This is a genomic window from Aeromonas sp. QDB23 (genome assembly GCF_027707745.1).
Lineage (GTDB): Bacteria > Pseudomonadota > Gammaproteobacteria > Enterobacterales > Aeromonadaceae > Aeromonas > Aeromonas allosaccharophila.
The window spans coordinates 140,434-162,121 of the sequence record NZ_JAPCJA010000004.1; the positions used below are offsets into that span (position 1 = coordinate 140,434).

Genomic DNA, 21,688 nt, shown 5'->3' on the forward strand with positions numbered 1-21,688 from the left:
ACGCTCGCCAAACTTTCAGCTGTGCGACCTGTTTTGCAACTAATCTGAAGATCAGGCCCATTCCAATTTCACAGGAGCTGTCATGCATTTCGATGAAGTCAAAGCGGAAGATTTCACCACCTTCTCCCGTGTACCGCCCCCCCACCTGCAGATGGAGCAGTTTCTGATGCAGCTCGGAGGAGGGGGAACCGAAGGAACCCATTTCAAGAAGAAAGTCATGCTGGCGGCTGGCTGGAGCCACACCGGCGTCGTCTCTTACGGCAAGTATCCGCAAGAGGCCTGCAAGGCATTCAACCGGTTGCGGGAGGTGCTGGCCCAGCATGGAGAGCCCGAGAGCATTCTTGCCGCCCTGGCCCAGTAATCCTGTACTTCGCGTGTAAAAAAGCCCCTTGCGGGGCTTTTTGCATTCAGAGGGCTTCTGGAAGGCTTCGTTACTTTTTCGCTTTGGAGAGCGCCGCCGCGAAGGCGTTGCCCATGGCACCACCCGTAGGGGCACTTTGTCGCGGCTCATTTCTTGGCTTGGCGTTGCCCGCGCTGCTGTTGCGCGTTTCAGCCGGTTTGCGGGCAGCTTGCCCCGCTTTTTCATCGAGGCGCATGGTCAGGCTGATCCGCTTGCGCGGGGCGTCCACTTCCAGCACCTTGACCCGCACAATGTCGCCCGCCTTGACCACCTCGCGGGGATCCTTGACGAAGCGGTCGGTCAGGGAGGAGATGTGCACCAGCCCATCCTGATGAACACCGATATCGACGAAGGCGCCGAAGTTGGTGACGTTGGTGACCACCCCTTCCAGTACCATCTCGGGCACCAGGTCGCTGATCTTCTCCACCCCTTCCTTGAAGGTCGCGGTTTTGAACTCGGGGCGAGGGTCGCGGCCCGGCTTGTCCAGCTCGCCGATGATGTCGGTGACGGTGGGCACGCCGAATTGTTCATCGGTGTAGTCGGCCGGTTTCAGGCTGCGCAGCAGGCTGCTGTTGCCGAGCAGGCTCTCCACTGTTTGCTCCAGCCTGGCGAGGATCCGCTCCACCACCGGATAGGACTCCGGGTGTACCGCCGAGCTGTCGAGGGGATTGCTGCCGCCGCGAATGCGCAGGAAGCCGGCGCACTGTTCGAAGGCTTTGGGGCCGAGTCGACTCACTTTCAGCAACTGCTGACGGCTCTTGAAGGCGCCGTTTTCATCCCGGTAGGCGACGATGTTCTGGGCCAGCGTCTGGGAGAGGCCGGAAACCCGGTTGAGCAGGGCGACCGAGGCGGTGTTCACATCGACACCGACCGCGTTTACGCAATCCTCGACCACCGCATCCAGTCGGCGGGCCAGCTGGCTCTGGCCGACATCGTGCTGATACTGGCCCACCCCGATGCTCTTGGGGTCGATCTTGACCAGCTCGGCCAGCGGGTCTTGCAGGCGGCGGGCGATGGAAACAGCGCCACGGATGGAAACGTCGAGATCCGGGAACTCCTGAGAGGCGAGCTCGGAGGCGGAGTAGACCGAGGCCCCTGCCTCGCTCACTACTATCTTCTGCGCCTTGGCGGCCGGGTATCGCTCGAACAGATCGCTCACCAGTCGGTCGGTCTCCCGCGAGGCGGTGCCGTTGCCGATGCTGATGAGCTCGACCTTGTGTTTCTGGCACAGCTCGCTCAGGGTCTTGAGGCTCTGATCAATCTGACGTTTCGGTTCGAACGGATAGATGGTGGCGTAATCGACCAGTTTGCCGGTGGCATCCACCACCGCCACCTTGACCCCGGTGCGGATACCCGGATCCAGCCCCATGGTGCAGCGCATGCCCGCCGGGGCCGCCATCAGCAGATCCTTGAGGTTCATGGCGAATACCTTGATCGCCTCGTCTTCGGCTGATTCGCGGATGCGACCGATCAACTCGGTCTCCATCTGCAGCGACAACTTGATCTTCCAGGTCCAGCTCACCACCCCTTGCAGCCATTTGTCGGCCGGGCGGTTCTGCAGATTGAGCTTGAGATGGTGGGCAATGATCCCTTCGCAGGGGCTGGCACCCTCATCGTCACCGGTGACCAGCGCCAGATTGAGGATCCCCTCGTTGCGGCCGCGCAGCATGGCCAGCACCCGGTGGGAGGGGGCCTTGTGCAGTGGTTCGTCGTGCTCGAAGTAATCCTTGAACTTGGCCCCTTCCTGCTCCTTGCCTGCCACCACGCGGGCGCGCAGGGTGGCGTTCTGCCACAAGTAGTCGCGCAGCTTCTCCAGCAGGTCTGCCTGCTCGGCGAAGCGTTCCATCAGGATATAGCGGGCGCCGTCGAGGGCGGCCTTGCTGTCGGCAATGCCCAATTCGACATTGAGGAAGGCGGCGGCCGCTTGCTCGGGATCCTGCATGGGGTCGGTGAGCAGCAGGTTGGCCAGTGGCTCCAGCCCGGCTTCAATCGCCATTTGCCCCTTGGTGCGGCGTTTGGGCTTGTAGGGGAGGTAGAGATCTTCCAGCCGGGTCTTGCTGTCGGCGCCGCGCAGTTCGCGGGCCAGCTCGGGGGTCAGCTTGCCCTGCTCCTCGATGGAACGAATGATCACCTGACGGCGATCTTCCAGCTCACGCAGATAGCCTAGGCGGCTCTCCAGAGTACGCAGTTGGCTGTCGTCCAGACCGCCGGTCACCTCTTTACGGTAACGGGCGATAAAGGGCACGGTCGAGCCTTCATCCAGCAGGCGCACCGCGGCCTGCACCTGCTCCGGGCGAGCATTGAGCTCACCGGCAATCTGTCTCTCTATGGTTTGCATCATGATGTTGTTGAGGGCCTCTGTGGTCGAGTCCGCGCCATCAGGCGCCAAGTGTGAGCACTATATGGGGTCGTGTAGCGGGATGCCACCCTGCGCCGGGGTCACCGTCACGCAGATTGATGGGGCCGCAGGGGAGGGCGCTTATCTTGCCGCTGCACCTGTGACTCAGGATGTGCCTGTGGTAGCCGCCCGCCAGCAGTCCGACTATTTGGGGTAGCTGATTTCGTTGATATACCAGCAGGCGTCACCCACTGGCGTACGGACGATGGCTTCGTCCCCGACCTCTTTCTTGAGCAGGGCGCGGGCCATGGGGGAGTCGATGGAGATGTAATCCTTGCGCTCGAAGATCTCGTCATAACCGACGATGCGAAAACGCTTGGTCTCGCCCTCTTCGTTTTCCACTTCGACCCAGGCACCGAAGAACACCTTGCCCTCCTGTGCGGGGGCATAGTCGACGATCCCCAGCTCTTCAAGGCATTTGCGCAGGTATCGTACCCGCCGGTCGATCTCCCGCAGCCGCTTCTTGTTGTACTGGTAGTCGGCATTTTCGCTGCGATCCCCCAGGCTGGCAGCCCATGCCACCTTCCTGGTGACCTCGGGGCGCTCCTGACGCCACAGGAAATCGAGCTCTTCTTTCAGCTTGTTGTAGCCTTCGCGGGTGATCAGCTTTGTCTTCATGGTGATGCGGACCTGGTCAAAGAGGGGTAATCATCGCTAACTGCTCGGGAATATTAGCTTTTGTCCCTTTTCTGTCGAGATAAATCGTACTGGTCTGGCTGGATCCCTCAAGAGGGTGGTGGCGAGGTCTGCGACTTGATGGCCGTCACGCTCTCGGGATGGGTAATAACCGGTAACATATTTATGCTTTGCTCCCGTGATATCCCCCCCTAGTATTGGGGGCAGCTAAAGAATAAGAGGCAAAGCAATGAGTCAGCAGCAATACAAGGTCCTGGTCGTGGACGATGACCTGAAATTACGTTCCCTGTTGGAACGCTATCTCACCGAGCAGGGATTCGTGGTGCGCGGCGTGGCCAATGGCGAACAGGCCGATCGCTTGCTGACTCGTGAAAACTTCAGCCTGATGGTGCTAGACCTGATGTTGCCGGGGGAGGATGGGCTCTCCATCTGCCGTCGTCTGCGCGAAGCGGGCAACCAGATCCCGGTGCTGATGCTGACCGCCAAGGGGGATGAAGTGGATCGCATCGTCGGGCTCGAGATGGGAGCCGATGACTATCTGCCCAAGCCGTTCAACCCCCGTGAGCTTCTGGCACGGATCCGTGCCGTGCTGCGCCGCCACACCGTCGAGTTGCCGGGGGCTCCCTCTGCTGCAGAGAAGGTGGTCAACTTCGGGGCTTTCCAGCTGAATCTGGCGACTCGCGAGCTAAGTCGTGATGGTGAGCCGATGGCGCTCACCAGCGGTGAATTTGCGGTGCTTAAGGTGCTGGTCAGCCATCCGCGCGAACCGCTCTCCCGCGACAAGCTGATGAATCTGGCCCAGGGTCGCGAATATACCGCCACCGAGCGCAGCATCGACGTGCAGGTTTCCCGCTTGCGCCGCCTGCTGGAACAGGATCCGGCCCAGCCTCGTTACCTGCAGACCGTCTGGGGCCTGGGGTATGTGTTTGTACCAGATGGTGACGGTGCATGAAAAAGGTCGGCAGCATGTTCTCGCGCATGCTCTGGTTTCTGGCCGCCGTTCTGGTGGTCTATCAAGCGGTCTCCTACGTCACCTTCTACAACTATCTGCTGGCGCCCACCGTCAAGCAGATCAGTCACTTGCTGGCCAATCAGGTCAAGCTGATCTTTCCGGTCAATACCGAGCAGCTGGCGCTGAGTGAAGATGCCGAGGCGCTGGTTTATGTGACGACCGGCACCGATATCTATACCCAGAGCGAGGCGGTGCAGCATGGCTTCAACGATGCCAAGCCGTACCCCTATCTGGAGGAGAACATCAGCCGTGAACTGGGCGGCCCGGCCAAGGTGCGGGTCGAGATCCAGGATCACTACATCATCTGGATCCAGCCGCCGCAGGCCAGCAAAATCTGGGTGCGGATCCCGCTGACCGAGATTGAAGATGATGATATCGAACCCCTCATCATCTATCTGAGCGTGTTGCTGGTGATCACCCTGTTTGCGGCCTGGCGCTTTGCCCGCCAGCTGGTGCGCCCGCTCGAGGATCTCGAGGCTGGCGCGGTGGCCGTGGCCAAGGGGCATTTCCCCGAGGCGCTGGGGGAGTTGGGGTCACGGGAAGTGCGGCGGCTGACCCGCACCTTCAACCACATGTCGCACTCCATCAAGAGCTTGATCGAGGAGCGTAACCTGATGATGGCGGGGGTTTCCCACGATCTGCGCACCCCACTGACCCGCATCCGGTTGGCCACCGAGATGATGTCGTCCGGTGACGAGTACCTCAAGGAGAGCATCAATTCCGATATTGATGAGTCCAATGCCATCATCGATCAGTTCATCGACTATATCCGCCCTGATGAGGGGCAGGACCTGATGCCGATCGACCTGACCCAGCTGGTGCACGATACCTTGCTGATCTACTCGGAACAGGGGGTGGAGGTGGAACTGGCGCTGCCGCAGGATGCGGTGCGGGTGGCCTGCAATCCGGTCAGCATGCGACGGGTGTTGAACAACCTCTCAAGCAACTCGCTGCGTTATGGGGCGAGCAGGCTGCATGCCGAATTGAAGGACGATGGTCACTGGGTGCGCTTGCGCCTGTCAGATGATGGCCCCGGTATTCCCGAGCAGGATTATGCCCGGGTACTCAAGCCCTTCACCCAGGGCAATGTGGCACGCACCGTCGGTGGTAGCGGTCTTGGTCTGGCGATTGTGGCCAAGATAGTTGCCCAGCACCACGGCACTATCCGGCTGGGGAGCTCGGATCTCGGCGGCCTGCTGGTTGAGGTGCGATTGCCGAAACACCAGCCGCAGGAGTGGATGGATTGAAAGAAGGGCGTATCGGTGGATGCGCCCTTCTGCATTATCAGACCACTTGTTATCAGAGCACTTTCTCTGGTGTGGTGGTGGCCGCCTTGCGATAGCGCTTGCCATATCTCAGCTGCTGGATCAGCAAGGCCGCCACGATCAATCCCAGCCCGATGGGGGTGGCTGGGTGGATCGCCTCGCCAACCAGCAGGTTGAGCAGCACCAGCGAGGCAAATGGCGAGATGAAGATAAGGTTGCTGATGGGGGCCGTGTTGGTGGCATGGCGCATCGCCATCAGCCAGAGCACGAAGCCAAATCCCATCTCGATGATCCCGACATAAATGGCGCCCAGCCAGCCTTGCCAGGCGGTCAGCTGAAAGTCGGCCAGCAGCCAGGTGGCGAGCACGATGAAGGGGAGGCTGATAATGAAACCAAGCAGCAGGCTGACGACGGGGTCCCCCTGATTGCGGGTATTGAGGATCCAGTAGCTGGCCCAGATCAGGGTCGAGAGCAGCACCAGCGCAACACCCAAGGGATTGTCAAAGTGCAGTCCGAAGACATCCCCCTTGGTGGCAATGACCAGCGCCCCGAAATAACCGAGCACGATAGCCACTCCGTCGCGGCGGCGCAGGGTCTGGCCGAGGAATGGCACCGAGAGCAGCGTGAGGGTGATGGCCCAGGTGTAGCTGAGGGTCTGTGCCTGCTGGGCCGGCAGCAGATCATAGGCTTTGAACAGCAGCAGGTAATAAAGGAAGGGATTCATCACCCCCAGCATCAGGTAATAGAGCGGGCGGCTGCGCAGATAGCTGCAGAGCAGCGGCAGTTTGCCCTGCTTGAGCACTATGGTGCCCAGCAGCAGGGTCGAGGTTAGCGCCGCAACCAGCAGCAGTTGCACCGGCGCAAAATAGGTGAGGGAAATCTTGAAGGCCGTTGCCACCGTGGACCAGAGCGCCACGGCGCAGAGTGCGTACTGGTAGGCTTTCTTTTGATCTTTGATCATTGCTGTCGTGTCATGAACGGAAGAAAGCGGCAGTCTATCAGCCCATTAACGAGCTTGTCGTGACGCCGGACATTCCTTGAGGTGATTCCTGTCATGACGTGCCTTTTCTGGGGCAGTGACAGAGATCCATCTGTCACAGAAAATTGTGCACAATCTGTTCGCCCTCTCTTGCGCAAATTGAAAAAATCCGTATAATCCCCTCCGCTTACCCATGAGGTAAGCCAGACGATATGTCTGCTGCTGAGTTTACTGCTTGCAGAGACCAGCCATACAGTCCTCCCGATATGGGAGGAAACGTGAAAAATCACACCTCTGGCGGGAGAAATCTCGGTCGGGCGGTGTTGATTTATGTTCTTTTATCTATTGGAGCTCTGTCAATGCAGAACCAAAGAATCCGTATCCGCCTGAAGGCTTTTGATCATCGCCTGATTGATCAATCCACTGCGGAAATCGTTGAAACTGCAAAGCGCACTGGCGCGCAGGTTCGCGGTCCTATTCCGCTGCCGACTCGCAAAGAGCGCTTCACCGTCCTGATCTCCCCGCACGTCAACAAAGATGCGCGTGATCAGTACGAGATCCGCACTCACAAGCGTCTGGTAGACATCGTTGAGCCGACTGACAAGACCGTAGACGCCCTGATGCGTCTGGATCTGGCAGCTGGTGTAGACGTCCAGATCAGCCTGGGTTAATTACGGAAAGAGGTTGATAACAATGACAATCGGTCTTGTAGGTCGCAAAGTGGGTATGACTCGCATCTTCACTGAAGATGGCGTTTCTATCCCGGTGACTGTTATCGAAGTTGAAGCTAACCGTGTAACTCAGGTCAAATCTGTAGAAACCGACGGCTACAACGCTATTCAGGTTACCACTGGCGCCAAAAAAGCCAGCCGTGTGACCAAGCCGGAAGCTGGCCACTTCGCCAAAGCTGGTGTAGAAGCCGGTCGCGGTCTGTGGGAATTCCGCCTGAACAACGGTGAAACTTTCACTGTTGGTAGCGAGCTGAAAGTAGATCTTCTCGCTGACGTTAAGCTGGTAGACGTTACTGGCACATCCAAAGGTAAAGGCTTTGCTGGTACTGTTAAGCGCCACAACTTCCGCACCCAGGATATGACCCACGGTAACTCCTTGTCTCACCGCGTTCCGGGTTCTATCGGTCAGAACCAGACTCCGGGTCGTGTATTCAAGGGCAAAAAGATGGCTGGTCACATGGGTGCTGAGCGTGTAACGACTCAGAACCTGGAACTGGTTCGTGTTGACGCTGAACGCAACCTGCTGCTCATCAAAGGCGCAGTACCGGGTGCAACCAACGGCAACGTGATCGTCAAACCTGCCGTCAAAGCGTAACGTCTGAGGAGATAGTAATGGAATTGGTAATGAAAGACGCCAAGAGCGCTCTTGAAGTTTCCGAGACTACCTTCGGGCGCGAATTCAACGAAGCTCTGGTTCACCAGGTCGTCGTTGCATATGCCGCTGGTGCCCGTCAGGGTACTCGTGCGCAGCTGACTCGCTCTGAAGTGTCTGGTGGCGGCAAAAAGCCGTGGCGTCAGAAGGGTACTGGTCGTGCCCGTGCTGGCTCCATCCGTTCGCCCATCTGGCGTTCCGGTGGTGTGACTTTTGCTGCTAAGCCGCAAGATCACAGCCAGAAAGTAAACAAGAAGATGTACCGCGGCGCTATCCGTAGCATTCTGTCCGAGCTGGTACGTCAAGAGCGCCTGATCGTTGTCGAGAAATTCGGCATCGAAGCGCCGAAGACCAAAGAACTGATCGCCAAGCTGAAAGAGATGGAACTGACTGACGTTCTGATCGTGACTGCTGAAGTCGATGAGAACCTGTTCCTGGCTGCTCGCAACCTGTACAAGGTCGACGTGCGTGATGTTGCCGGTATCGACCCGGTCAGCCTGATCGCCTTCGACAAGATTCTGATGACTGCTGACGCAGTTAAGCAAATCGAGGAGATGCTGGCATGATCCGCGAAGAACGTCTGTTGAAAGTTCTGAAGGCTCCGCACATCTCTGAAAAGAGCACCATGGTCGCAGAAAAGCAGAACACTATCGTGTTCAAAGTTGCTGTTGATGCCACCAAGGCGGAAGTCAAAGCTGCAGTTGCGAAACTGTTCGAGGTCGAAGTTGAGACCGTCCGTACCCTGAACATGAAGGGTAAGACCAAGCGCTCAGGTGCGCGTGTAGGCCGTCGTTCCGATTGGAAAAAGGCTTATGTGACCCTGAAAGCTGGTCAGGACATCGACTTCATGGGCGCAGCCGAGTAAGAGGAGTTCTCAAAAATGGCAATCGTTAAGTGCAAGCCTACTTCTCCGGGCCGCCGTCACGTCGTCAAGATCGTCAATCAAGAGCTGTACAAGGGTAAGCCCTTTGCCGCTCTGCTGGACAGCAAAAGCAAGTCCGGTGGTCGTAACAACAACGGCCGTATCACTACCCGTCATATCGGTGGTGGTCACAAGCAGCACTACCGTATCGTCGACTTCAAACGCGACAAAGACGGTATCCCGGCTAAAGTAGAGCGCCTGGAATACGATCCTAACCGTACCGCTAACATCGCTCTGGTGTTGTATGCAGACGGTGAGCGTCGTTATATCCTGGCTCCGAAAGGCCTGAAAGCTGGTGACGCAATCGCTTCTGGTGCTGATGCAGCCATCAAGGTAGGTAACGCCCTGCCGATGCGCAACATCCCGGTTGGTTCTACCGTTCACGCTGTAGAGATGAAGCCTGGTAAAGGTGCCCAGCTGGCTCGTTCCGCTGGTACTTTCATCCAGATCCTGGCTCGTGAAGGTAACTATGTAACTCTGCGTCTGCGTTCCGGCGAAGTACGTAAAGTTCTGGCCGAGTGCCGCGCTACCATCGGTGAAGTCGGTAACTCCGAGCACATGTTGCGTCAACTGGGTAAAGCCGGTGCAAACCGCTGGCGTGGTATTCGTCCGACCGTTCGCGGTATGGCGATGAACCCGGTTGATCACCCGCACGGTGGTGGTGAGGGTCGTAACAAAGGCATGCAGCCTGTGTCCCCATGGGGCCAGAAGGCTAAAGGCTTCAAGACCCGTAAGAACAAGCGTACCGACAAGTACATCGTACGTCGTCGTAACAAGTAATTGTTAACATAGAGGAATCACCATGCCACGTTCTCTCAAGAAGGGTCCATTTATTGACCTGCACTTGCTGAAGAAGGTAGAGAAAGCGGTGGAAAGCGGGGATAAAAAGCCGGTTAAGACCTGGTCCCGTCGTTCAATGATCATCCCGAACATGATCGGTTTGACCATCGCTGTCCATAATGGTCGTCAGCACGTTCCGGTTTTCGTTACCGAAGAAATGATCGGTCACAAACTGGGTGAATTCGCACCGACTCGTACTTATCGCGGCCATGCTGCTGATAAGAAGGCTAAGAAGCGCTAAGGGATAAATGATGGAAGCTATCGCTAAACACCGTTATGCCCGTACTTCTGCCCAGAAAGCTCGTCTGGTAGCCGATCAAGTACGTGGTCTGTCCGTAGACAAGGCTCTGAATATCCTGACCTTCAGCCCGAAAAAGGCTGCTGTGCTGGTTAAGAAAGTGCTGGAATCTGCCATTGCAAACGCTGAGCACAACGAAGGCGCCGATATCGACGCGCTGCGTGTTGCTACTATCATGGTCGACGAAGGTCCCTCCATGAAGCGCATCCGTCCGCGTGCCAAAGGTCGTGCGGATCGTATCCTCAAGCGTACCGCTCACATCACTGTAGTGGTATCCGACGCTAAGGCTGGGAGATAAGCAATGGGTCAGAAAGTACATCCTAATGGCATTCGCCTGGGTATTACCAAGCCTTGGAATTCTACCTGGTTCGCGAACACCAAAGACTTCGCTGACAACCTGTACAGCGATTTTCAAGTACGCCAGTTCCTGACCAAGGAACTGAAAAACGCGTCCTTGTCCAAGATCACCATTGAGCGTCCGGCCAAGAGCATCCGTGTGACCATTCACACCGCTCGTCCGGGTGTTGTCATCGGTAAGAAAGGCGAAGACGTTGAGAAGCTGCGCAAAGCTGTAGCCACTATTGCTGGCGTGCCTGCTCAGATCAACATTTCCGAAGTCCGCAAGCCGGAGCTGGATGGCAAACTCGTTGCCGACAGCATCACTTCCCAGCTGGAGCGTCGTGTAATGTTCCGTCGTGCTATGAAGCGCGCCGTACAGAACGCAATGCGCCTGGGTGCCAAGGGCATCAAAGTGGAAGTTTCCGGTCGTCTGGGCGGCGCTGAAATCGCGCGTACCGAATGGTACCGTGAAGGTCGTGTGCCGTTGCACACCCTGCGTGCCGACATCGACTACGCAACTTCTGAAGCCCACACCACTTACGGTGTGATCGGCGTTAAAGTTTGGATCTTCAAGGGCGAAGTTCTGGGCGGTCTGGCTGCTGTTAACGCTGCCGCTGCTCAAGAGCAAGCTCCTGCAAAGCCCAAGCGTGACAACAAGCGCCGCGCTGCTAAGTAAGGAGATTCGGTAAATGTTGCAACCTAAGCGTACTAAATTCCGCAAGACCCACAAGGGTCGTAACCGCGGTCTGGCCACCTCTGGTAACGAAGTATCCTTCGGTACCTTTGGCCTGAAGGCGACATCCCGTGGTCAACTGACTGCTCGTCAAATCGAAGCAGCCCGTCGTGCCATGACCCGTCACGTTAAGCGTCAAGGTAAGATCTGGATCCGTGTGTTCCCGGACAAGCCCATCACCGAAAAGCCCCTCGAAGTTCGTATGGGTAAAGGTAAGGGTAACGTGGAATACTGGGTTTGCCCGATCCAGCCTGGCAAGGTTCTGTACGAGATGGACGGTGTACCTGAGGCTCTGGCGCGTGAAGCGTTTGCCCTGGCCGCAGCTAAGCTGTCTGTTCAGACCACTTTCGTAATTAAGACGGTGATGTGATGAAAGCCCAAGATCTGCGTCAAAAGAGCGTCGAAGAACTGAACCAGGAGCTGCTGGGCCTGCTGCGTGAGCAATTCAACATGCGCATGCAAGCGTCCACCGGCCAGCTGGCTCAGACTCACACTCTGAAACAAGTGCGTCGTGACGTCGCACGTATCAAGACTGTACTGACTGAGAAGGCAGGTGCGTAATGACTGACAAGATCCGTACTCTGCAAGGTCGTGTAATCAGCGACAAGATGGACAAGTCCATCACTGTTGCTATCGAGCGCAAGGTAAAGCACCCGATCTACGGTAAGATCATCAAGCGCACTACCAAGCTGCACGTGCATGACGAGACCAACGAGTGTAAAGCAGGCGATCTCGTGGAAATCCGCGAATGCCGCCCGCTGTCCAAGACCAAGTCCTGGACCCTGGTTGCGATCTTAGAAAAGGCCTAATCGGTACTTTGTAGTCCAAACGGCCCCCTTCAGGGGCCGTTTGTTTTTTAGGCTACCTTTTCTAAAAATCCTGTGTTATAGTTTCGCGCCTTTTGAAGGCAGCCAGATCCCATCAGGGATAAGAAGTAAACAAAGCGGAGCACTAAGATGATCCAGATGCAAAGTATGCTGGGTGTTGCCGACAACTCCGGCGCTCGCAGTGTAATGTGTATTAAGGTTCTGGGTGGCTCGCACCGCCGTTACGCCGGCATCGGCGACATCATCAAGGTTTCCATCAAGGAAGCTATTCCTCGCGGTAAAGTGAAGAAAGGTGATGTGTATAACGCGGTGGTCGTACGCACCCGTAAAGGCGTTCGTCGTCCGGACGGCTCTGTCATCCGTTTCGACAACAATGCGGCTGTGTTGCTTAACAACAACCAACAGCCAATCGGTACTCGTATTTTTGGCCCGGTGACCCGTGAACTGCGTAATGAGAAGTTCATGAAGATTGTGTCCCTGGCACCCGAAGTACTGTAAGGAGTCGAACGATGGCAGCTAAAATCCGTCGCGAAGACGAAGTGATCGTACTTACCGGCAAAGACAAGGGCAAGCGTGGCAAAGTCACTCAAGTCCTGATTGCAAAAGGTAAGGTAATCGTTGAAGGCATCAACCAGGTGAAGAAACACCAGAAGCCGGTACCCGCACTGGGTCAGGCTGGCGGTATCGTCACCAAAGAAGCCCCCATCGATGTATCAAACGTAGCGCTGTTCAACTCTGCCACTGGCAAAGCTGACCGCGTTGGTTTCCGGATTGAAGACGGCAAAAAAGTCCGTTTCTTCAAATCCACCGGCGAACTTGTGAAGTAATTGGAGTTTAACGATGGCGAAACTGCATGATTACTACAAATCCGATGTAGTAAATGAACTGTCAAAGCAGTTCGGTTACAAGACTATCATGCAAGTCCCTCGGATCGAGAAAATCACCCTGAACATGGGTGTTGGTGAAGCGATCTCTGACAAGAAATTGCTGGAAAATGCTGCTGCCGATATGGCTGCCATTTCCGGTCAGAAGCCGCTGATCACCAAAGCTCGCAAATCTGTTGCGGGCTTCAAGATTCGTGAAGGCTACCCGATAGGTTGTAAAGTAACCCTGCGTGGCGAGCGTATGTGGGAGTTCCTGGAACGGCTGATCTGCATCTCCGTACCGCGTATCCGTGACTTCCGTGGCCTGAACGCTAAAGCGTTCGACGGTCGTGGTAACTACTCCATGGGCGTGCGTGAGCAGATCATCTTCCCGGAAATCGACTATGACAAAGTCGATCGCGTCCGTGGTCTGGATATCACCATCACCACTTCCGCGAATACCGATGAAGAAGGCCGTGCTCTGCTGGCTGCCTTTAACTTCCCATTCCGCAAGTAAGGTTAGGGTTATGGCTAAAACATCCATGAAAGCGCGCGAAGCAAAGCGTGCCAAGCTGGTAGCCAAGTACGCGACCAAGCGTGCCGAGCTGAAAGCTATCATCGTTGACATGAACGCTTCTGAAGAAGCGCGTTGGGATGCTGTACTGCAACTGCAACAGCTGCCCCGTGATTCCAGTCCGTCCCGCCAGCGTAACCGTTGCAATATTACTGGTCGTCCGCACGGTTTCCTGCGCAAGTTTGGCCTGTCTCGCATCAAGGTGCGTGAGCATGCCATGAAGGGCGAAATTCCGGGCCTGAAGAAGGCTTCTTGGTAACGAATCTCGGGAGTTAGACTTATGAGCATGCAAGATCCGATCGCGGATATGCTGACCCGCATCCGTAACGGTCAGGCGGCGAGCAAAGTTGCGGTTTCCATGCCTTCTTCCAAGCTGAAAGTGGCTATCGCCAAAGTGCTGAAAGAAGAAGGTTACATCGCTGGCTACTCCGTAGCTGGTGACGTGAAGCCGGAACTGGAAATTGAACTGAAATATTTCCAGGGCAAGCCAGTTGTAGAACTGATCCAACGCGTAAGCCGTCCAGGCCTGCGTATTTACAAGCGCACTACTGATCTGCCGAAAGTTATGGGCGGTCTCGGTGTTGCTATCGTGTCCACGTCTAAAGGTGTGATGACTGACCGTGCTGCTCGCAAAGCAAGCATGGGCGGTGAGATCATCTGCTACGTCGCTTAATAGGAGGTAGGAAATGTCTCGTGTTGCTAAGGCACCCGTCACTATTCCTGCTGGCGTAGAGGTGACTCTGAACGGCCAGGAACTGACCATCAAAGGTGGTAAAGGTTCTCTGGTTCGCTCTATTCACGCCGGTGTAGAAGTGACCAAAGAAGACAATGTACTCAAGTTCGCCCCGCGCGGCAGCATCGCTGGTGCTGACGCTCAGGCCGGTACTGCCCGTGCATTGGTCAACAACATGGTAATCGGTGTTACCCAAGGCTTCGAGCGCAAGCTGCAGCTGGTTGGTGTAGGTTATAAAGCCTCCATCAAGGGCAATGCTGTTGCGCTGGCTCTGGGCTTCTCTCACCCGGTAGAGCATGCGCTGCCGGCTGGTGTGACCGCTGAGTGCCCGACTGCTACAGAAATCGTTCTGCGTGGCGTCGACAAGCAGCTGGTTGGCCAAGTCGCCGCCGATATCCGTGCTTACCGCGCTCCGGAGCCCTACAAGGGCAAGGGTGTACGCTATGCCAACGAGCAAGTGCGTACTAAAGAAGCTAAGAAGAAGTAAGGTAACACTATGGACAAGAAAGCAGCTCGTCTCCGTCGTGCTACTCGTGCTCGGAAAAAGATGCAGGAACTGGGAGCCACCCGTCTGGTTGTTCACCGTACCCCGCGTCATATCTATGCGCAGGTTATTGCAGCCAACGGTTCCGAAGTTCTGGCCTCTGCTTCCACAGTAGAGAAAGCCATCAGTGAAGCTCTGAAATACACCGGTAATGCAGATGCTGCTACCGCTGTAGGTAAAGCTATCGCTGAGCGTGCTATTGCCAAAGGCGTTCAGAACGTATCTTTCGATCGTTCCGGTTTCAAGTATCACGGTCGCATTGCTGCTCTGGCAGCTGCCGCACGTGACGCTGGTCTTCAGTTCTAAGCTAGGAGTCGAAGATGGCTAAAGTCGAATCTCAAGCCGGCGAACTGCAAGAAAAGCTCATTGCAGTAAACCGTGTTTCGAAAACTGTTAAAGGTGGTCGTATCATGTCCTTCACCGCGTTGACCGTGGTGGGTGATGGTAACGGCCGTGTAGGTTACGGTTACGGTAAAGCCCGTGAAGTTCCGGCTGCTATTCAAAAAGCAATGGAACAGGCTAAGCGTAACCTGAACAAGGTTGAGCTGAACAACGGCACTCTGCACCACCCGGTGCGTGGTGTTCACTCTGGCTCCACCGTGTTCATGAAGCCGGCCTCTCAAGGTACTGGTATCATTGCAGGCGGCGCCATGCGTGCTGTTCTGGAAGTTGCCGGTATCCACAACGTGCTGGCCAAGACCTACGGTTCCACCAACCCAATCAACGTTGTTCGCGCAACTGTAGACGCTCTGGTTCACGGTCAATCACCGGAACAGATCGCTGCCAAGCGTGGTCTGCGCGTTGAAGAAATTCTGGGGTAATGCGACATGGCTAACACTGTAAAAGTAACTCAAACTCGCAGCTCTATCGGCCGTCTGCCAAAGCACAAGGCGACTCTGCGTGGTCTGGGTCTGCGTCGCATTGGTCACACCGTTGAGCTGGAAGATACTCCTTGCGTACGCGGCATGATCAACCAGGTTTATTACATGGTTAAGGTGGAGGGCTAAGCATGCGTCTGAACACTCTGTCTCCGGCCGCTGGTTCCAAGCCTGAAAAACAACGTCGTGGCCGTGGTATCGGCTCCGGCCTGGGCAAGACTGGTGGTCGTGGTGTTAAAGGCCAAACCTCTCGTTCCGGTGGCGGCAAAGTCCGCAACGGTTTCGAAGGCGGCCAGATGCCTTTGAAAATCCGTCTGCCGAAGTTCGGTTTCTTCTCTCGCAAATCTTTGGTTTCTGCCGAAGTGCGTCTGAACGAAATCGCCATGGTGGAAGGTGATGTGGTCGATCTGAGCACTCTGAAGCAAGCCGGTGTTGTTACTAAGAACATCGTATTCGCTAAAGTTGTTCTGTCTGGCAACATTGACCGTGCTGTGACCGTTCGTGGTCTGTCCGTCACCAAAGGTGCACGTGCAGCCATCGAGGCCGCTGGCGGTAAAATCGAGGAATAATCAGTACAATGGCTAAGAAACCAGGATTGGATGTTAAAGCACAGGGTGGTCTGAGTGAACTGAAGAGCCGTCTGCTCTTCGTTCTCGGGGCGATTATCGTTTTCCGTGCAGGCTCTTATGTGCCGATTCCTGGTATTGACGCCGCCGTACTGGCCGAGTTGTTCCAGCAACAGAAGGGCACCATCATTGAGATGTTCAACATGTTCAGTGGTGGTGCACTCTCGCGTGCTTCTATTCTTGCGTTGGGGATCATGCCGTACATTTCGGCGTCGATCATTATCCAGCTGCTGACTGTGGTTCACCCCGCTCTTGCTGAACTCAAGAAAGAAGGTGAATCCGGCCGTCGCAAGATTAGCCAATATACCCGTTGGGGCACGCTGGTTTTGGGAACTTTCCAGGCAATTGGTATTGCAACCGGTCTGCCGAATATGATGCATGGACTCGTGACTCATCCGGGTTTAGGCTTCTATTTCACAGCGGTTGTAAGTCTGGTCACCGGTACCATGTTTTTGATGTGGTTGGGTGAACAGATTACCGAGCGTGGGATTGGTAATGGTATCTCGTTGATTATTTTCACGGGTATCGTTGCTGGTCTGCCGCATGCCATTGGCGCTACGGCCGAACAGGCACGTCAAGGGGAATTGCACATCCTGCTGTTGTTGTTGCTGGGCTTGATTGTTTTCGCAGTGACTTACTTTGTGGTGTTCGTAGAGCGTGGTCAGCGTCGTATCGTCGTTAACTATGCCAAGCGTCAACAAGGCCGCCAGGTATTCGCCGCGCAAAGCACACACCTGCCGTTGAAAGTGAATATGGCCGGTGTGATTCCTGCGATTTTCGCATCCAGTATCATCCTCTTCCCGGGGACCATTACCTCTTGGTTTGGTCAGGGCGAGGGTAAAGTAGCTGATATACTGCAACAGGTCTCTATGGTCCTGCAGCCGGGTCAACCGCTTTACGAGATGCTGTATGCAGCAGCCATTATCTTCTTCTGCTTCTTCTATACCGCGCTGGTGTTCAACCCCCGCGAGACAGCAGATAATCTGAAGAAGAGTGGAGCCTTTATCCCGGGGATTCGCCCGGGCGAGCAGACAGCACGTTACATCGATAAGGTTATGACTCGCCTGACATTGGCAGGTGCGCTCTATATAACCTTTATCTGTCTGGTACCCCAGTTCTTGATGACTGCCTGGAACGTACAGTTCTACTTCGGTGGCACTTCGCTGCTGATTATCGTGGTAGTTATCATGGACTTCATGGCTCAGGTACAAACCCATATGATGTCTCATCAATATGGCGACGTCCTGAGGAAGGCCAACCTGAAGGGCTACGGCCGCTAAAGGTCGGCGTAGTTACGGAGTTAAGCAATGAAAGTTCGTGCTTCCGTTAAGGCAATCTGCCGTAACTGCAAAATCATCAAGCGTCACGGTGTGGTGCGTGTGATTTGCAGCGAGCCAAAGCATAAACAGCGCCAAGGCTAATTTTTTACGGTTAGTACTTGCAACAAATAGTTGTGCTGGCTAATATAGCCAGCCAACTTTTGTTGTGTATTGGTTGACCGCCACGTATCCGCTCACGGGCTTTGTGGTGGTCGTAATCTACTATATGTAGGAGTGAATAGTGGCCCGTATCGCTGGCATTAACATTCCTGACCATAAGCATGCAGTCATCGCTTTGACTGCGATTTATGGCGTCGGTCGTACCCGCTCCAAGGCCATCTGTGCCGCAGCCGGTATCGCTGAGAATGTGAAAATTAAAGACCTGGACGAAGCTCAGATCGAGAGTCTGCGTGAACAAGTAGGGAAATTCACCGTTGAAGGTGACCTGCGTCGTCAGATTTCCATGAACATCAAGCGATTGATGGATCTGGGTTGCTACCGTGGTTTGCGTCACCGTCGTAGCCTGCCTGTTCGTGGTCAACGTACCAAGACCAACGCTCGTACCCGTAAGGGTCCGCGCAAGGCTATCAAGAAGTAACGGGAAGGTAGAAAATGGCTAAAACTCCGACTCGTGCTCGCAAGCGCGTTAAAAAGCAAGTGAGCGACGGTATTGCGCACGTTCATGCATCTTTCAACAACACAATCGTGACCATTACTGACCGTCAGGGCAACGCTCTGTCATGGGCTACCTCTGGTGGTTCAGGTTTCCGTGGTTCCCGTAAGTCCACTCCGTTTGCTGCCCAGGTAGCTGCAGAGCGTGCTGGTGAGATCGCCAAAGAATACGGCGTGAAGAACCTGGAAGTCATGGTCAAAGGTCCGGGTCCCGGTCGTGAGTCTTCCATCCGCGCTCTGAACGCGGCTGGTTTCCGCATCACTAATATTACTGATGTGACTCCGATCCCGCACAACGGTTGTCGTCCTCCCAAGAAGCGCCGCGTATAACGCAGTAGCAACTTGGTCTAGGATTGTTGGAGAAAGAAGATGGCAAGATATATCGGTCCTAAGCTTAAGCTTAGCCGTCGTGAGGGCACCGACCTCTTCCTGAAGTCTGGTGTTCGTGCGATTGATTCTAAGTGCAAGATTGACACCGCCCCTGGTCAGCACGGTGCGCGTAAAGCGCGTCTGTCCGACTACGGTGTTCAGCTGCGCGAGAAACAAAAAGTTCGTCGTATCTACGGCGTATTGGAAAAACAGTTCCGCAACTACTACCGCGACGCTGCCCGTCAGAAGGGTAACACCGGTGAAAACCTGTTGCAGCTGCTGGAAGGTCGTTTGGACAACGTTGTTTACCGTATGGGCTTCGGCGCTACCCGTGCTGAATCTCGTCAGCTGGTGAGCCACAAGGCCATCATGGTAAACGGTCGCGTTGTGAACATTCCTTCTTTCCAGGTTTCCCCTGAGGACGTGATCTGCGTTCGTGAGAAGGCTAAGAAGCAAGCGCGTATCAAAGCTTCCCTGGAAGTTGCTGGTCAGCGTGAGAAGCCGACTTGGGTAGAGGTTGACGCCGCTAAAATGGAAGGTGCTTTCAAGCGTCTGCCAGAGCGTTCCGACCTGTCTGCCGACATTAACGAACAGCTGATCGTCGAGCTTTACTCCAAGTAAAGCTAGCTTCTAAAGAGAGGACACAATGCTGGGTTCTGTAACAGATTTTCTTAAACCGCGGCTAGTTGACATCGAGCAAGTTAGCCCGACTCATGCGAAAGTGACTCTTGAGCCGCTTGAGCGTGGCTTTGGTCACACGCTGGGCAACGCCCTGCGTCGTATTTTGCTGTCATCTATGCCCGGTTGTGCAGTTACTGAAGTCGAAATTGACGGGGTACTGCATGAGTACAGCAGCAAAGAAGGTGTACAGGAGGACATTCTTGAAATCCTGCTCAACCTGAAAGGTATCGCTGTGAAGCTGGAAGGCAAGGACGAGGTAACTCTGTCCCTGACCAAGTCTGGAACAGGCCCCGTTACCGCTGGTGATATCACTCACGGTGATGAAGTCGAGATCGTAAACCCGGAGCACGTAATCTGCCACCTGACTGGTGCCAATGCTGAAATCAGCATGCGCCTGAAAGTTCAGCGCGGTCGTGGTTATGTGCCTGCTTCTGCTCGTGTTCACAACGATGACGAAGAGCGTCCGATTGGTCGCCTGCTGCTGGACTCCGCGTTCAGCCCCATCGTTCGTATTGCCTACAATGTTGAGGCAGCACGTGTGGAACAGCGTACCGACTTGGACAAGCTGGTCATCGACATGGAGACCAATGGTACCCTGGATCCTGAAGAAGCCATCCGTCGTTCTGCCACTATTCTGGCCGAGCAACTGGAAGCCTTCGTGGATCTGCGCGATGTCAGCGTGCCCGAGAAGAAAGAAGAGAAACCCGAGTTTGATCCGATTCTGCTACGTCCTGTCGATGATTTGGAGCTGACAGTTCGTTCTGCGAACTGTCTGAAGGCAGAAGCTATCCACTATATTGGTGATCTGGTACAGCGTACTGAGGTTGAGTTGCTTAAGACTCCTAACCTTGGTAAGAAGTCCCTGACTGAGATCAAGGACGTGTTGGCCTCCCGTGGTCTGTCTCTTGGCATGCGCCTTGAGAACTGGCCGCCCGCCAGCATCGCTGACGAGTAATCCAGATTACGGGTTTCACAGATTTAGTTAGAAGGATAAGGTCATGCGCCATCGTTTGAGTGGTCGTCAACTGAACCGGAACAGCAGCCATCGTCAGGCAATGTTCCGCAACATGGCCAGCTCCCTGGTTCGTCATGAGATCATCAAGACGACTCTGCCTAAGGCAAAAGAGCTGCGTCGTGTAGTTGAACCGCTGATCACCCTTGCCAAGACTGATAGCGTTGCTAATCGTCGTCTGGCATTTGCCCGCACTCGCGACAACGCGATCGTGGCTAAGCTGTTCAATGAACTGGGCCCGCGCTACCTGGAGCGCGCCGGCGGTTATACTCGCATTCTGAAATGCGGTTTCCGTGCTGGCGACAACGCCCCTATGGCTTATATTGAGCTGGTAGACCGCCCGGCCGCTGCTGAAGCAGCTGCTGAGTGATAAAGAAAAAGCCGGGCTTGTCCCGGCTTTTCTTTTAAGGAATCCTGATACTGCCTCAACTGCCTCAACTGCCTCAACTGCCTCAACTGCCTCAACTGCCTCAACTGCCTCAACTGCCTCAACTGCCTCAACTGCCTCAACTGCCTCAACTGCCTCAACTGCCTCAACTGCCTCAACTGCCTCAACTGCCTCAACTGCCTCAACTGCCTTCTCTCATTATTCAACTTCTTCTATATAGCAAGTAAGAGTTGTTCTTGACCCTGGCGAAATGGTGCATCGCCTGCTCACTTCATTTGAGCATCGTCGGCCAGCTCGATATCGTCCACCAGTGTCGTGCAGGGATCTACATATGCTGGGGCGATTCACAGTTTATTTTTCAGCAACAGAGTGTCTAGAAAACCAAGGGCGATTCATTTACCCAGTTGCGGGCGTTTTCCCTTGTAGGGTCCCAGTCGCAAGTCCATCTTGGCCTCCTTGTTTTCGGCCATTCTAGCAATCCGGAACCTGTTTCTGTGGATAAGTTTGTATAAAAGCTGTGGTTGAATATGAATAACTAAAAAAGTGCCCTTTTTTGCAATTTTATTGCCGATGAGGGGTTGCCAGAAAGATTCAACTCCCTATAATGCGCCTCCATCGACAGGGCAAGCGGCAACGCAAAGCCTGAGTCGATAACCTCGAAAAGCCTTTGAAAATAAGGCTTGACTCGAGAAGGCGGTTGAGTAGAATTCCACTCCCGCAGCAACGAACTGTTGCGTCGCTCTTTAACAATTTGAATCAAGCAATCTGTGTGGGCACTCACAGCATCGAACATCAAACAATTTTGTTGATTTTCAATGTCTGGTGAAGTGACCAAGACGATTTCTTAGCAATAAGAAGTCGAACAGTTTATTTCAGCAATTCATTGAGCCGCTGAAGTTCGTTACCTCGGTAATGAATGAACGCAAACCAAACTTAAATTGAAGAGTTTGATCATGGCTCAGATTGAACGCTGGCGGCAGGCCTAACACATGCAAGT

General features: G+C 55.0%; 35 protein-coding genes, 1 rRNA gene and 1 pseudogene. 33 read left to right on the forward strand and 4 right to left on the reverse strand.

Translation table 11 applies throughout. The annotated features are described in order from the left end of the window. The first annotated feature begins 82 nt into the window (after positions 1-82). Complete coding sequence (locus tag PG888_RS03385) at positions 83-361, forward strand: hypothetical protein (protein WP_042059175.1); 279 nt, start codon at positions 83-85, stop codon at positions 359-361. A gap of 70 nt (positions 362-431) precedes the next feature. Here the strand turns inward: PG888_RS03385 and PG888_RS03390 are convergent, their stop codons facing one another. Then, complete coding sequence (locus PG888_RS03390) at positions 432-2,741, reverse strand: Tex family protein (protein ID WP_270692690.1); 2,310 nt, start codon at positions 2,739-2,741, stop codon at positions 432-434. Between PG888_RS03390 and PG888_RS03395 the strand changes: the two genes are divergently transcribed. After that, positions 2,740-2,955, forward strand: coding sequence for a hypothetical protein (locus tag PG888_RS03395; RefSeq protein ID WP_270692692.1), 216 nt, complete (start codon positions 2,740-2,742; stop codon positions 2,953-2,955). The genes PG888_RS03390 and PG888_RS03395 overlap by 2 nt on opposite strands. Here the strand turns inward: PG888_RS03395 and greB are convergent. Then, positions 2,943-3,416, reverse strand: coding sequence for a transcription elongation factor GreB (gene greB, locus PG888_RS03400; protein ID WP_042059173.1), 474 nt, complete (start codon positions 3,414-3,416; stop codon positions 2,943-2,945). The genes PG888_RS03395 and greB overlap by 13 nt on opposite strands. Before the next feature lie 247 nt (positions 3,417-3,663). On the opposite strand from greB, the gene ompR reads away from it, so the two are divergent. Both ompR and envZ read left to right on the forward strand, forming a co-directional pair. Then, on the forward strand, positions 3,664-4,386 hold the full coding sequence (gene ompR / locus PG888_RS03405) for an osmolarity response regulator transcription factor OmpR (protein ID WP_270692693.1): 723 nt from the start codon (positions 3,664-3,666) through the stop codon (positions 4,384-4,386). Next, positions 4,383-5,693, forward strand: coding sequence for a two-component system sensor histidine kinase EnvZ (envZ, locus tag PG888_RS03410; protein ID WP_270692694.1), 1,311 nt, complete (start codon positions 4,383-4,385; stop codon positions 5,691-5,693). The genes ompR and envZ overlap by 4 nt, the downstream gene beginning before the upstream one ends. 52 nt (positions 5,694-5,745) lie before the next feature. Here the strand turns inward: envZ and PG888_RS03415 are convergent, their stop codons facing one another. Further along, entirely contained in the window at positions 5,746-6,672 is a 927-nt protein-coding gene (locus tag PG888_RS03415; protein ID WP_058052487.1) for a DMT family transporter, read from the reverse strand. Positions 6,673-7,049: 377 nt separating this feature from the next. Here PG888_RS03415 and rpsJ point away from each other — a divergent pair, with 377 nt between their 5' ends. The 28 genes from rpsJ (at position 7,050) to rplQ (ending at position 20,673) form a co-directional block, all read left to right on the forward strand. Next, positions 7,050-7,361, forward strand: coding sequence for a 30S ribosomal protein S10 (rpsJ, locus tag PG888_RS03420; protein WP_005307944.1), 312 nt, complete (start codon positions 7,050-7,052; stop codon positions 7,359-7,361). A gap of 22 nt (positions 7,362-7,383) precedes the next feature. Then, the gene (gene rplC, locus PG888_RS03425) at positions 7,384-8,016 is read left to right on the forward strand and encodes a 50S ribosomal protein L3 (protein ID WP_005340620.1); all 633 of its coding nucleotides are present in this window, start codon (positions 7,384-7,386) and stop codon (positions 8,014-8,016) included. Between the two features lie 17 nt (positions 8,017-8,033). Then, entirely contained in the window at positions 8,034-8,639 is a 606-nt protein-coding gene (rplD, locus tag PG888_RS03430; RefSeq protein ID WP_025325386.1) for a 50S ribosomal protein L4, read from the forward strand. Then, positions 8,636-8,938, forward strand: coding sequence for a 50S ribosomal protein L23 (gene rplW / locus PG888_RS03435; RefSeq protein ID WP_005331199.1), 303 nt, complete (start codon positions 8,636-8,638; stop codon positions 8,936-8,938). The genes rplD and rplW overlap by 4 nt, the downstream gene beginning before the upstream one ends. 15 nt (positions 8,939-8,953) lie before the next feature. Next, positions 8,954-9,775, forward strand: coding sequence for a 50S ribosomal protein L2 (rplB, locus tag PG888_RS03440; protein WP_005340614.1), 822 nt, complete (start codon positions 8,954-8,956; stop codon positions 9,773-9,775). A 22-nt stretch (positions 9,776-9,797) separates the two neighbouring features. Then, on the forward strand, positions 9,798-10,076 hold the full coding sequence (gene rpsS, locus PG888_RS03445) for a 30S ribosomal protein S19 (protein WP_005307960.1): 279 nt from the start codon (positions 9,798-9,800) through the stop codon (positions 10,074-10,076). A gap of 10 nt (positions 10,077-10,086) precedes the next feature. Further along, positions 10,087-10,431 carry a 50S ribosomal protein L22 gene (gene rplV / locus PG888_RS03450; RefSeq protein WP_005319741.1) on the forward strand — a complete coding sequence of 115 codons (345 nt, stop codon included), beginning with the start codon at positions 10,087-10,089 and terminating at the stop codon, positions 10,429-10,431. A gap of 3 nt (positions 10,432-10,434) precedes the next feature. Beyond that, positions 10,435-11,148: a 30S ribosomal protein S3 gene (rpsC, locus tag PG888_RS03455; RefSeq protein WP_005307962.1), complete on the forward strand. Its 714-nt coding sequence runs from the start codon at positions 10,435-10,437 to the stop codon at positions 11,146-11,148. Between the two features lie 13 nt (positions 11,149-11,161). After that, complete coding sequence (gene rplP / locus PG888_RS03460) at positions 11,162-11,575, forward strand: 50S ribosomal protein L16 (RefSeq protein WP_005340612.1); 414 nt, start codon at positions 11,162-11,164, stop codon at positions 11,573-11,575. After that, positions 11,575-11,766, forward strand: coding sequence for a 50S ribosomal protein L29 (gene rpmC, locus PG888_RS03465; RefSeq protein WP_005307965.1), 192 nt, complete (start codon positions 11,575-11,577; stop codon positions 11,764-11,766). Before rplP ends, rpmC begins: the two co-directional genes overlap by 1 nt. Then, the gene (rpsQ, locus tag PG888_RS03470) at positions 11,766-12,014 is read left to right on the forward strand and encodes a 30S ribosomal protein S17 (RefSeq protein ID WP_033138836.1); all 249 of its coding nucleotides are present in this window, start codon (positions 11,766-11,768) and stop codon (positions 12,012-12,014) included. The genes rpmC and rpsQ overlap by 1 nt, the downstream gene beginning before the upstream one ends. A gap of 147 nt (positions 12,015-12,161) precedes the next feature. After that, entirely contained in the window at positions 12,162-12,530 is a 369-nt protein-coding gene (gene rplN, locus PG888_RS03475; protein ID WP_005307975.1) for a 50S ribosomal protein L14, read from the forward strand. Between the two features lie 11 nt (positions 12,531-12,541). After that, on the forward strand, positions 12,542-12,859 hold the full coding sequence (gene rplX / locus PG888_RS03480) for a 50S ribosomal protein L24 (RefSeq protein ID WP_005307977.1): 318 nt from the start codon (positions 12,542-12,544) through the stop codon (positions 12,857-12,859). Positions 12,860-12,872: 13 nt separating this feature from the next. Then, positions 12,873-13,412 carry a 50S ribosomal protein L5 gene (rplE, locus tag PG888_RS03485; protein ID WP_005331162.1) on the forward strand — a complete coding sequence of 180 codons (540 nt, stop codon included), beginning with the start codon at positions 12,873-12,875 and terminating at the stop codon, positions 13,410-13,412. 10 nt (positions 13,413-13,422) lie between these two features. Then, the gene (gene rpsN / locus PG888_RS03490) at positions 13,423-13,728 is read left to right on the forward strand and encodes a 30S ribosomal protein S14 (RefSeq protein ID WP_005340609.1); all 306 of its coding nucleotides are present in this window, start codon (positions 13,423-13,425) and stop codon (positions 13,726-13,728) included. 21 nt (positions 13,729-13,749) lie between these two features. Further along, a complete protein-coding gene (gene rpsH / locus PG888_RS03495) occupies positions 13,750-14,142 on the forward strand; it encodes a 30S ribosomal protein S8 (RefSeq protein WP_005307980.1) in 393 nt (130 codons plus the stop codon). A gap of 13 nt (positions 14,143-14,155) precedes the next feature. Continuing rightward, a complete protein-coding gene (rplF, locus tag PG888_RS03500) occupies positions 14,156-14,689 on the forward strand; it encodes a 50S ribosomal protein L6 (RefSeq protein WP_005340607.1) in 534 nt (177 codons plus the stop codon). A 9-nt stretch (positions 14,690-14,698) separates the two neighbouring features. Further along, a complete protein-coding gene (gene rplR, locus PG888_RS03505; RefSeq protein WP_005340606.1) occupies positions 14,699-15,052 on the forward strand; it encodes a 50S ribosomal protein L18 in 354 nt (117 codons plus the stop codon). Between the two features lie 14 nt (positions 15,053-15,066). Next, positions 15,067-15,567: a 30S ribosomal protein S5 gene (gene rpsE / locus PG888_RS03510; RefSeq protein ID WP_005340605.1), complete on the forward strand. Its 501-nt coding sequence runs from the start codon at positions 15,067-15,069 to the stop codon at positions 15,565-15,567. A 6-nt stretch (positions 15,568-15,573) separates the two neighbouring features. After that, the gene (rpmD, locus tag PG888_RS03515) at positions 15,574-15,753 is read left to right on the forward strand and encodes a 50S ribosomal protein L30 (protein WP_005307985.1); all 180 of its coding nucleotides are present in this window, start codon (positions 15,574-15,576) and stop codon (positions 15,751-15,753) included. A 2-nt stretch (positions 15,754-15,755) separates the two neighbouring features. Next, entirely contained in the window at positions 15,756-16,193 is a 438-nt protein-coding gene (gene rplO, locus PG888_RS03520) for a 50S ribosomal protein L15 (protein WP_033138839.1), read from the forward strand. An 8-nt stretch (positions 16,194-16,201) separates the two neighbouring features. Then, on the forward strand, positions 16,202-17,530 hold the full coding sequence (gene secY / locus PG888_RS03525) for a preprotein translocase subunit SecY (protein ID WP_042059159.1): 1,329 nt from the start codon (positions 16,202-16,204) through the stop codon (positions 17,528-17,530). A 27-nt stretch (positions 17,531-17,557) separates the two neighbouring features. After that, positions 17,558-17,671 carry a 50S ribosomal protein L36 gene (gene rpmJ / locus PG888_RS03530; RefSeq protein WP_005319705.1) on the forward strand — a complete coding sequence of 38 codons (114 nt, stop codon included), beginning with the start codon at positions 17,558-17,560 and terminating at the stop codon, positions 17,669-17,671. 139 nt (positions 17,672-17,810) lie between these two features. After that, positions 17,811-18,167: a 30S ribosomal protein S13 gene (gene rpsM, locus PG888_RS03535; RefSeq protein WP_005307991.1), complete on the forward strand. Its 357-nt coding sequence runs from the start codon at positions 17,811-17,813 to the stop codon at positions 18,165-18,167. A 14-nt stretch (positions 18,168-18,181) separates the two neighbouring features. Further along, complete coding sequence (rpsK, locus tag PG888_RS03540) at positions 18,182-18,571, forward strand: 30S ribosomal protein S11 (RefSeq protein ID WP_005319702.1); 390 nt, start codon at positions 18,182-18,184, stop codon at positions 18,569-18,571. Positions 18,572-18,610: 39 nt separating this feature from the next. After that, positions 18,611-19,231: a 30S ribosomal protein S4 gene (gene rpsD, locus PG888_RS03545; protein ID WP_005340600.1), complete on the forward strand. Its 621-nt coding sequence runs from the start codon at positions 18,611-18,613 to the stop codon at positions 19,229-19,231. Positions 19,232-19,256: 25 nt separating this feature from the next. After that, positions 19,257-20,246 (forward strand): DNA-directed RNA polymerase subunit alpha, encoded by a 990-nt coding sequence (locus PG888_RS03550; RefSeq protein ID WP_005307997.1) that lies wholly within the window; start codon positions 19,257-19,259, stop codon positions 20,244-20,246. 43 nt (positions 20,247-20,289) lie between these two features. After that, positions 20,290-20,673 (forward strand): 50S ribosomal protein L17, encoded by a 384-nt coding sequence (gene rplQ, locus PG888_RS03555; protein WP_005307999.1) that lies wholly within the window; start codon positions 20,290-20,292, stop codon positions 20,671-20,673. Positions 20,674-20,963: 290 nt separating this feature from the next. On the opposite strand, the pseudogene PG888_RS03560 reads toward rplQ, so the two are convergent. After that, positions 20,964-21,161, reverse strand: a pseudogene (locus tag PG888_RS03560) (hypothetical protein); the annotation flags it as partial. A 465-nt stretch (positions 21,162-21,626) separates the two neighbouring features. Between PG888_RS03560 and PG888_RS03565 the strand changes: the two are divergent. Beyond that, positions 21,627-21,688: ribosomal RNA gene (locus tag PG888_RS03565) — 16S ribosomal RNA — on the forward strand; the annotation flags it as partial.

Coding starts and splice junctions, on each gene's coding strand:
- envZ (WP_270692694.1), top strand. CDS start 4,383: ATGAAAAAGGTCGGCAGCATGTTCTCGCGCATGCTCTGGTTTCTGGCC.
- rplE (WP_005331162.1), top strand. CDS start 12,873: ATGGCGAAACTGCATGATTACTACAAATCCGATGTAGTAAATGAACTG.
- rplQ (WP_005307999.1), top strand. CDS start 20,290: ATGCGCCATCGTTTGAGTGGTCGTCAACTGAACCGGAACAGCAGCCAT.
- rpmC (WP_005307965.1), top strand. CDS start 11,575: ATGAAAGCCCAAGATCTGCGTCAAAAGAGCGTCGAAGAACTGAACCAG.
- rpsK (WP_005319702.1), top strand. CDS start 18,182: ATGGCTAAAACTCCGACTCGTGCTCGCAAGCGCGTTAAAAAGCAAGTG.
- rplP (WP_005340612.1), top strand. CDS start 11,162: ATGTTGCAACCTAAGCGTACTAAATTCCGCAAGACCCACAAGGGTCGT.
- PG888_RS03550 (WP_005307997.1), top strand. CDS start 19,257: ATGCTGGGTTCTGTAACAGATTTTCTTAAACCGCGGCTAGTTGACATC.
- PG888_RS03390 (WP_270692690.1), bottom strand. CDS start 2,741: ATGATGCAAACCATAGAGAGACAGATTGCCGGTGAGCTCAATGCTCGC.
- rpmD (WP_005307985.1), top strand. CDS start 15,574: ATGGCTAACACTGTAAAAGTAACTCAAACTCGCAGCTCTATCGGCCGT.
- rpsC (WP_005307962.1), top strand. CDS start 10,435: ATGGGTCAGAAAGTACATCCTAATGGCATTCGCCTGGGTATTACCAAG.
- rpsJ (WP_005307944.1), top strand. CDS start 7,050: ATGCAGAACCAAAGAATCCGTATCCGCCTGAAGGCTTTTGATCATCGC.
- rplF (WP_005340607.1), top strand. CDS start 14,156: ATGTCTCGTGTTGCTAAGGCACCCGTCACTATTCCTGCTGGCGTAGAG.
- rpsQ (WP_033138836.1), top strand. CDS start 11,766: ATGACTGACAAGATCCGTACTCTGCAAGGTCGTGTAATCAGCGACAAG.
- rplN (WP_005307975.1), top strand. CDS start 12,162: ATGATCCAGATGCAAAGTATGCTGGGTGTTGCCGACAACTCCGGCGCT.
- rpsS (WP_005307960.1), top strand. CDS start 9,798: ATGCCACGTTCTCTCAAGAAGGGTCCATTTATTGACCTGCACTTGCTG.
- rplR (WP_005340606.1), top strand. CDS start 14,699: ATGGACAAGAAAGCAGCTCGTCTCCGTCGTGCTACTCGTGCTCGGAAA.
- rplW (WP_005331199.1), top strand. CDS start 8,636: ATGATCCGCGAAGAACGTCTGTTGAAAGTTCTGAAGGCTCCGCACATC.
- rpsH (WP_005307980.1), top strand. CDS start 13,750: ATGAGCATGCAAGATCCGATCGCGGATATGCTGACCCGCATCCGTAAC.
- rplC (WP_005340620.1), top strand. CDS start 7,384: ATGACAATCGGTCTTGTAGGTCGCAAAGTGGGTATGACTCGCATCTTC.
- ompR (WP_270692693.1), top strand. CDS start 3,664: ATGAGTCAGCAGCAATACAAGGTCCTGGTCGTGGACGATGACCTGAAA.
- rplO (WP_033138839.1), top strand. CDS start 15,756: ATGCGTCTGAACACTCTGTCTCCGGCCGCTGGTTCCAAGCCTGAAAAA.
- rplV (WP_005319741.1), top strand. CDS start 10,087: ATGGAAGCTATCGCTAAACACCGTTATGCCCGTACTTCTGCCCAGAAA.
- rpmJ (WP_005319705.1), top strand. CDS start 17,558: ATGAAAGTTCGTGCTTCCGTTAAGGCAATCTGCCGTAACTGCAAAATC.
- rpsE (WP_005340605.1), top strand. CDS start 15,067: ATGGCTAAAGTCGAATCTCAAGCCGGCGAACTGCAAGAAAAGCTCATT.
- PG888_RS03385 (WP_042059175.1), top strand. CDS start 83: ATGCATTTCGATGAAGTCAAAGCGGAAGATTTCACCACCTTCTCCCGT.
- PG888_RS03415 (WP_058052487.1), bottom strand. CDS start 6,672: ATGATCAAAGATCAAAAGAAAGCCTACCAGTACGCACTCTGCGCCGTG.
- PG888_RS03395 (WP_270692692.1), top strand. CDS start 2,740: ATGATGTTGTTGAGGGCCTCTGTGGTCGAGTCCGCGCCATCAGGCGCC.
- rplB (WP_005340614.1), top strand. CDS start 8,954: ATGGCAATCGTTAAGTGCAAGCCTACTTCTCCGGGCCGCCGTCACGTC.
- rpsN (WP_005340609.1), top strand. CDS start 13,423: ATGGCTAAAACATCCATGAAAGCGCGCGAAGCAAAGCGTGCCAAGCTG.
- secY (WP_042059159.1), top strand. CDS start 16,202: ATGGCTAAGAAACCAGGATTGGATGTTAAAGCACAGGGTGGTCTGAGT.
- rplD (WP_025325386.1), top strand. CDS start 8,034: ATGGAATTGGTAATGAAAGACGCCAAGAGCGCTCTTGAAGTTTCCGAG.
- rplX (WP_005307977.1), top strand. CDS start 12,542: ATGGCAGCTAAAATCCGTCGCGAAGACGAAGTGATCGTACTTACCGGC.
- rpsD (WP_005340600.1), top strand. CDS start 18,611: ATGGCAAGATATATCGGTCCTAAGCTTAAGCTTAGCCGTCGTGAGGGC.
- greB (WP_042059173.1), bottom strand. CDS start 3,416: ATGAAGACAAAGCTGATCACCCGCGAAGGCTACAACAAGCTGAAAGAA.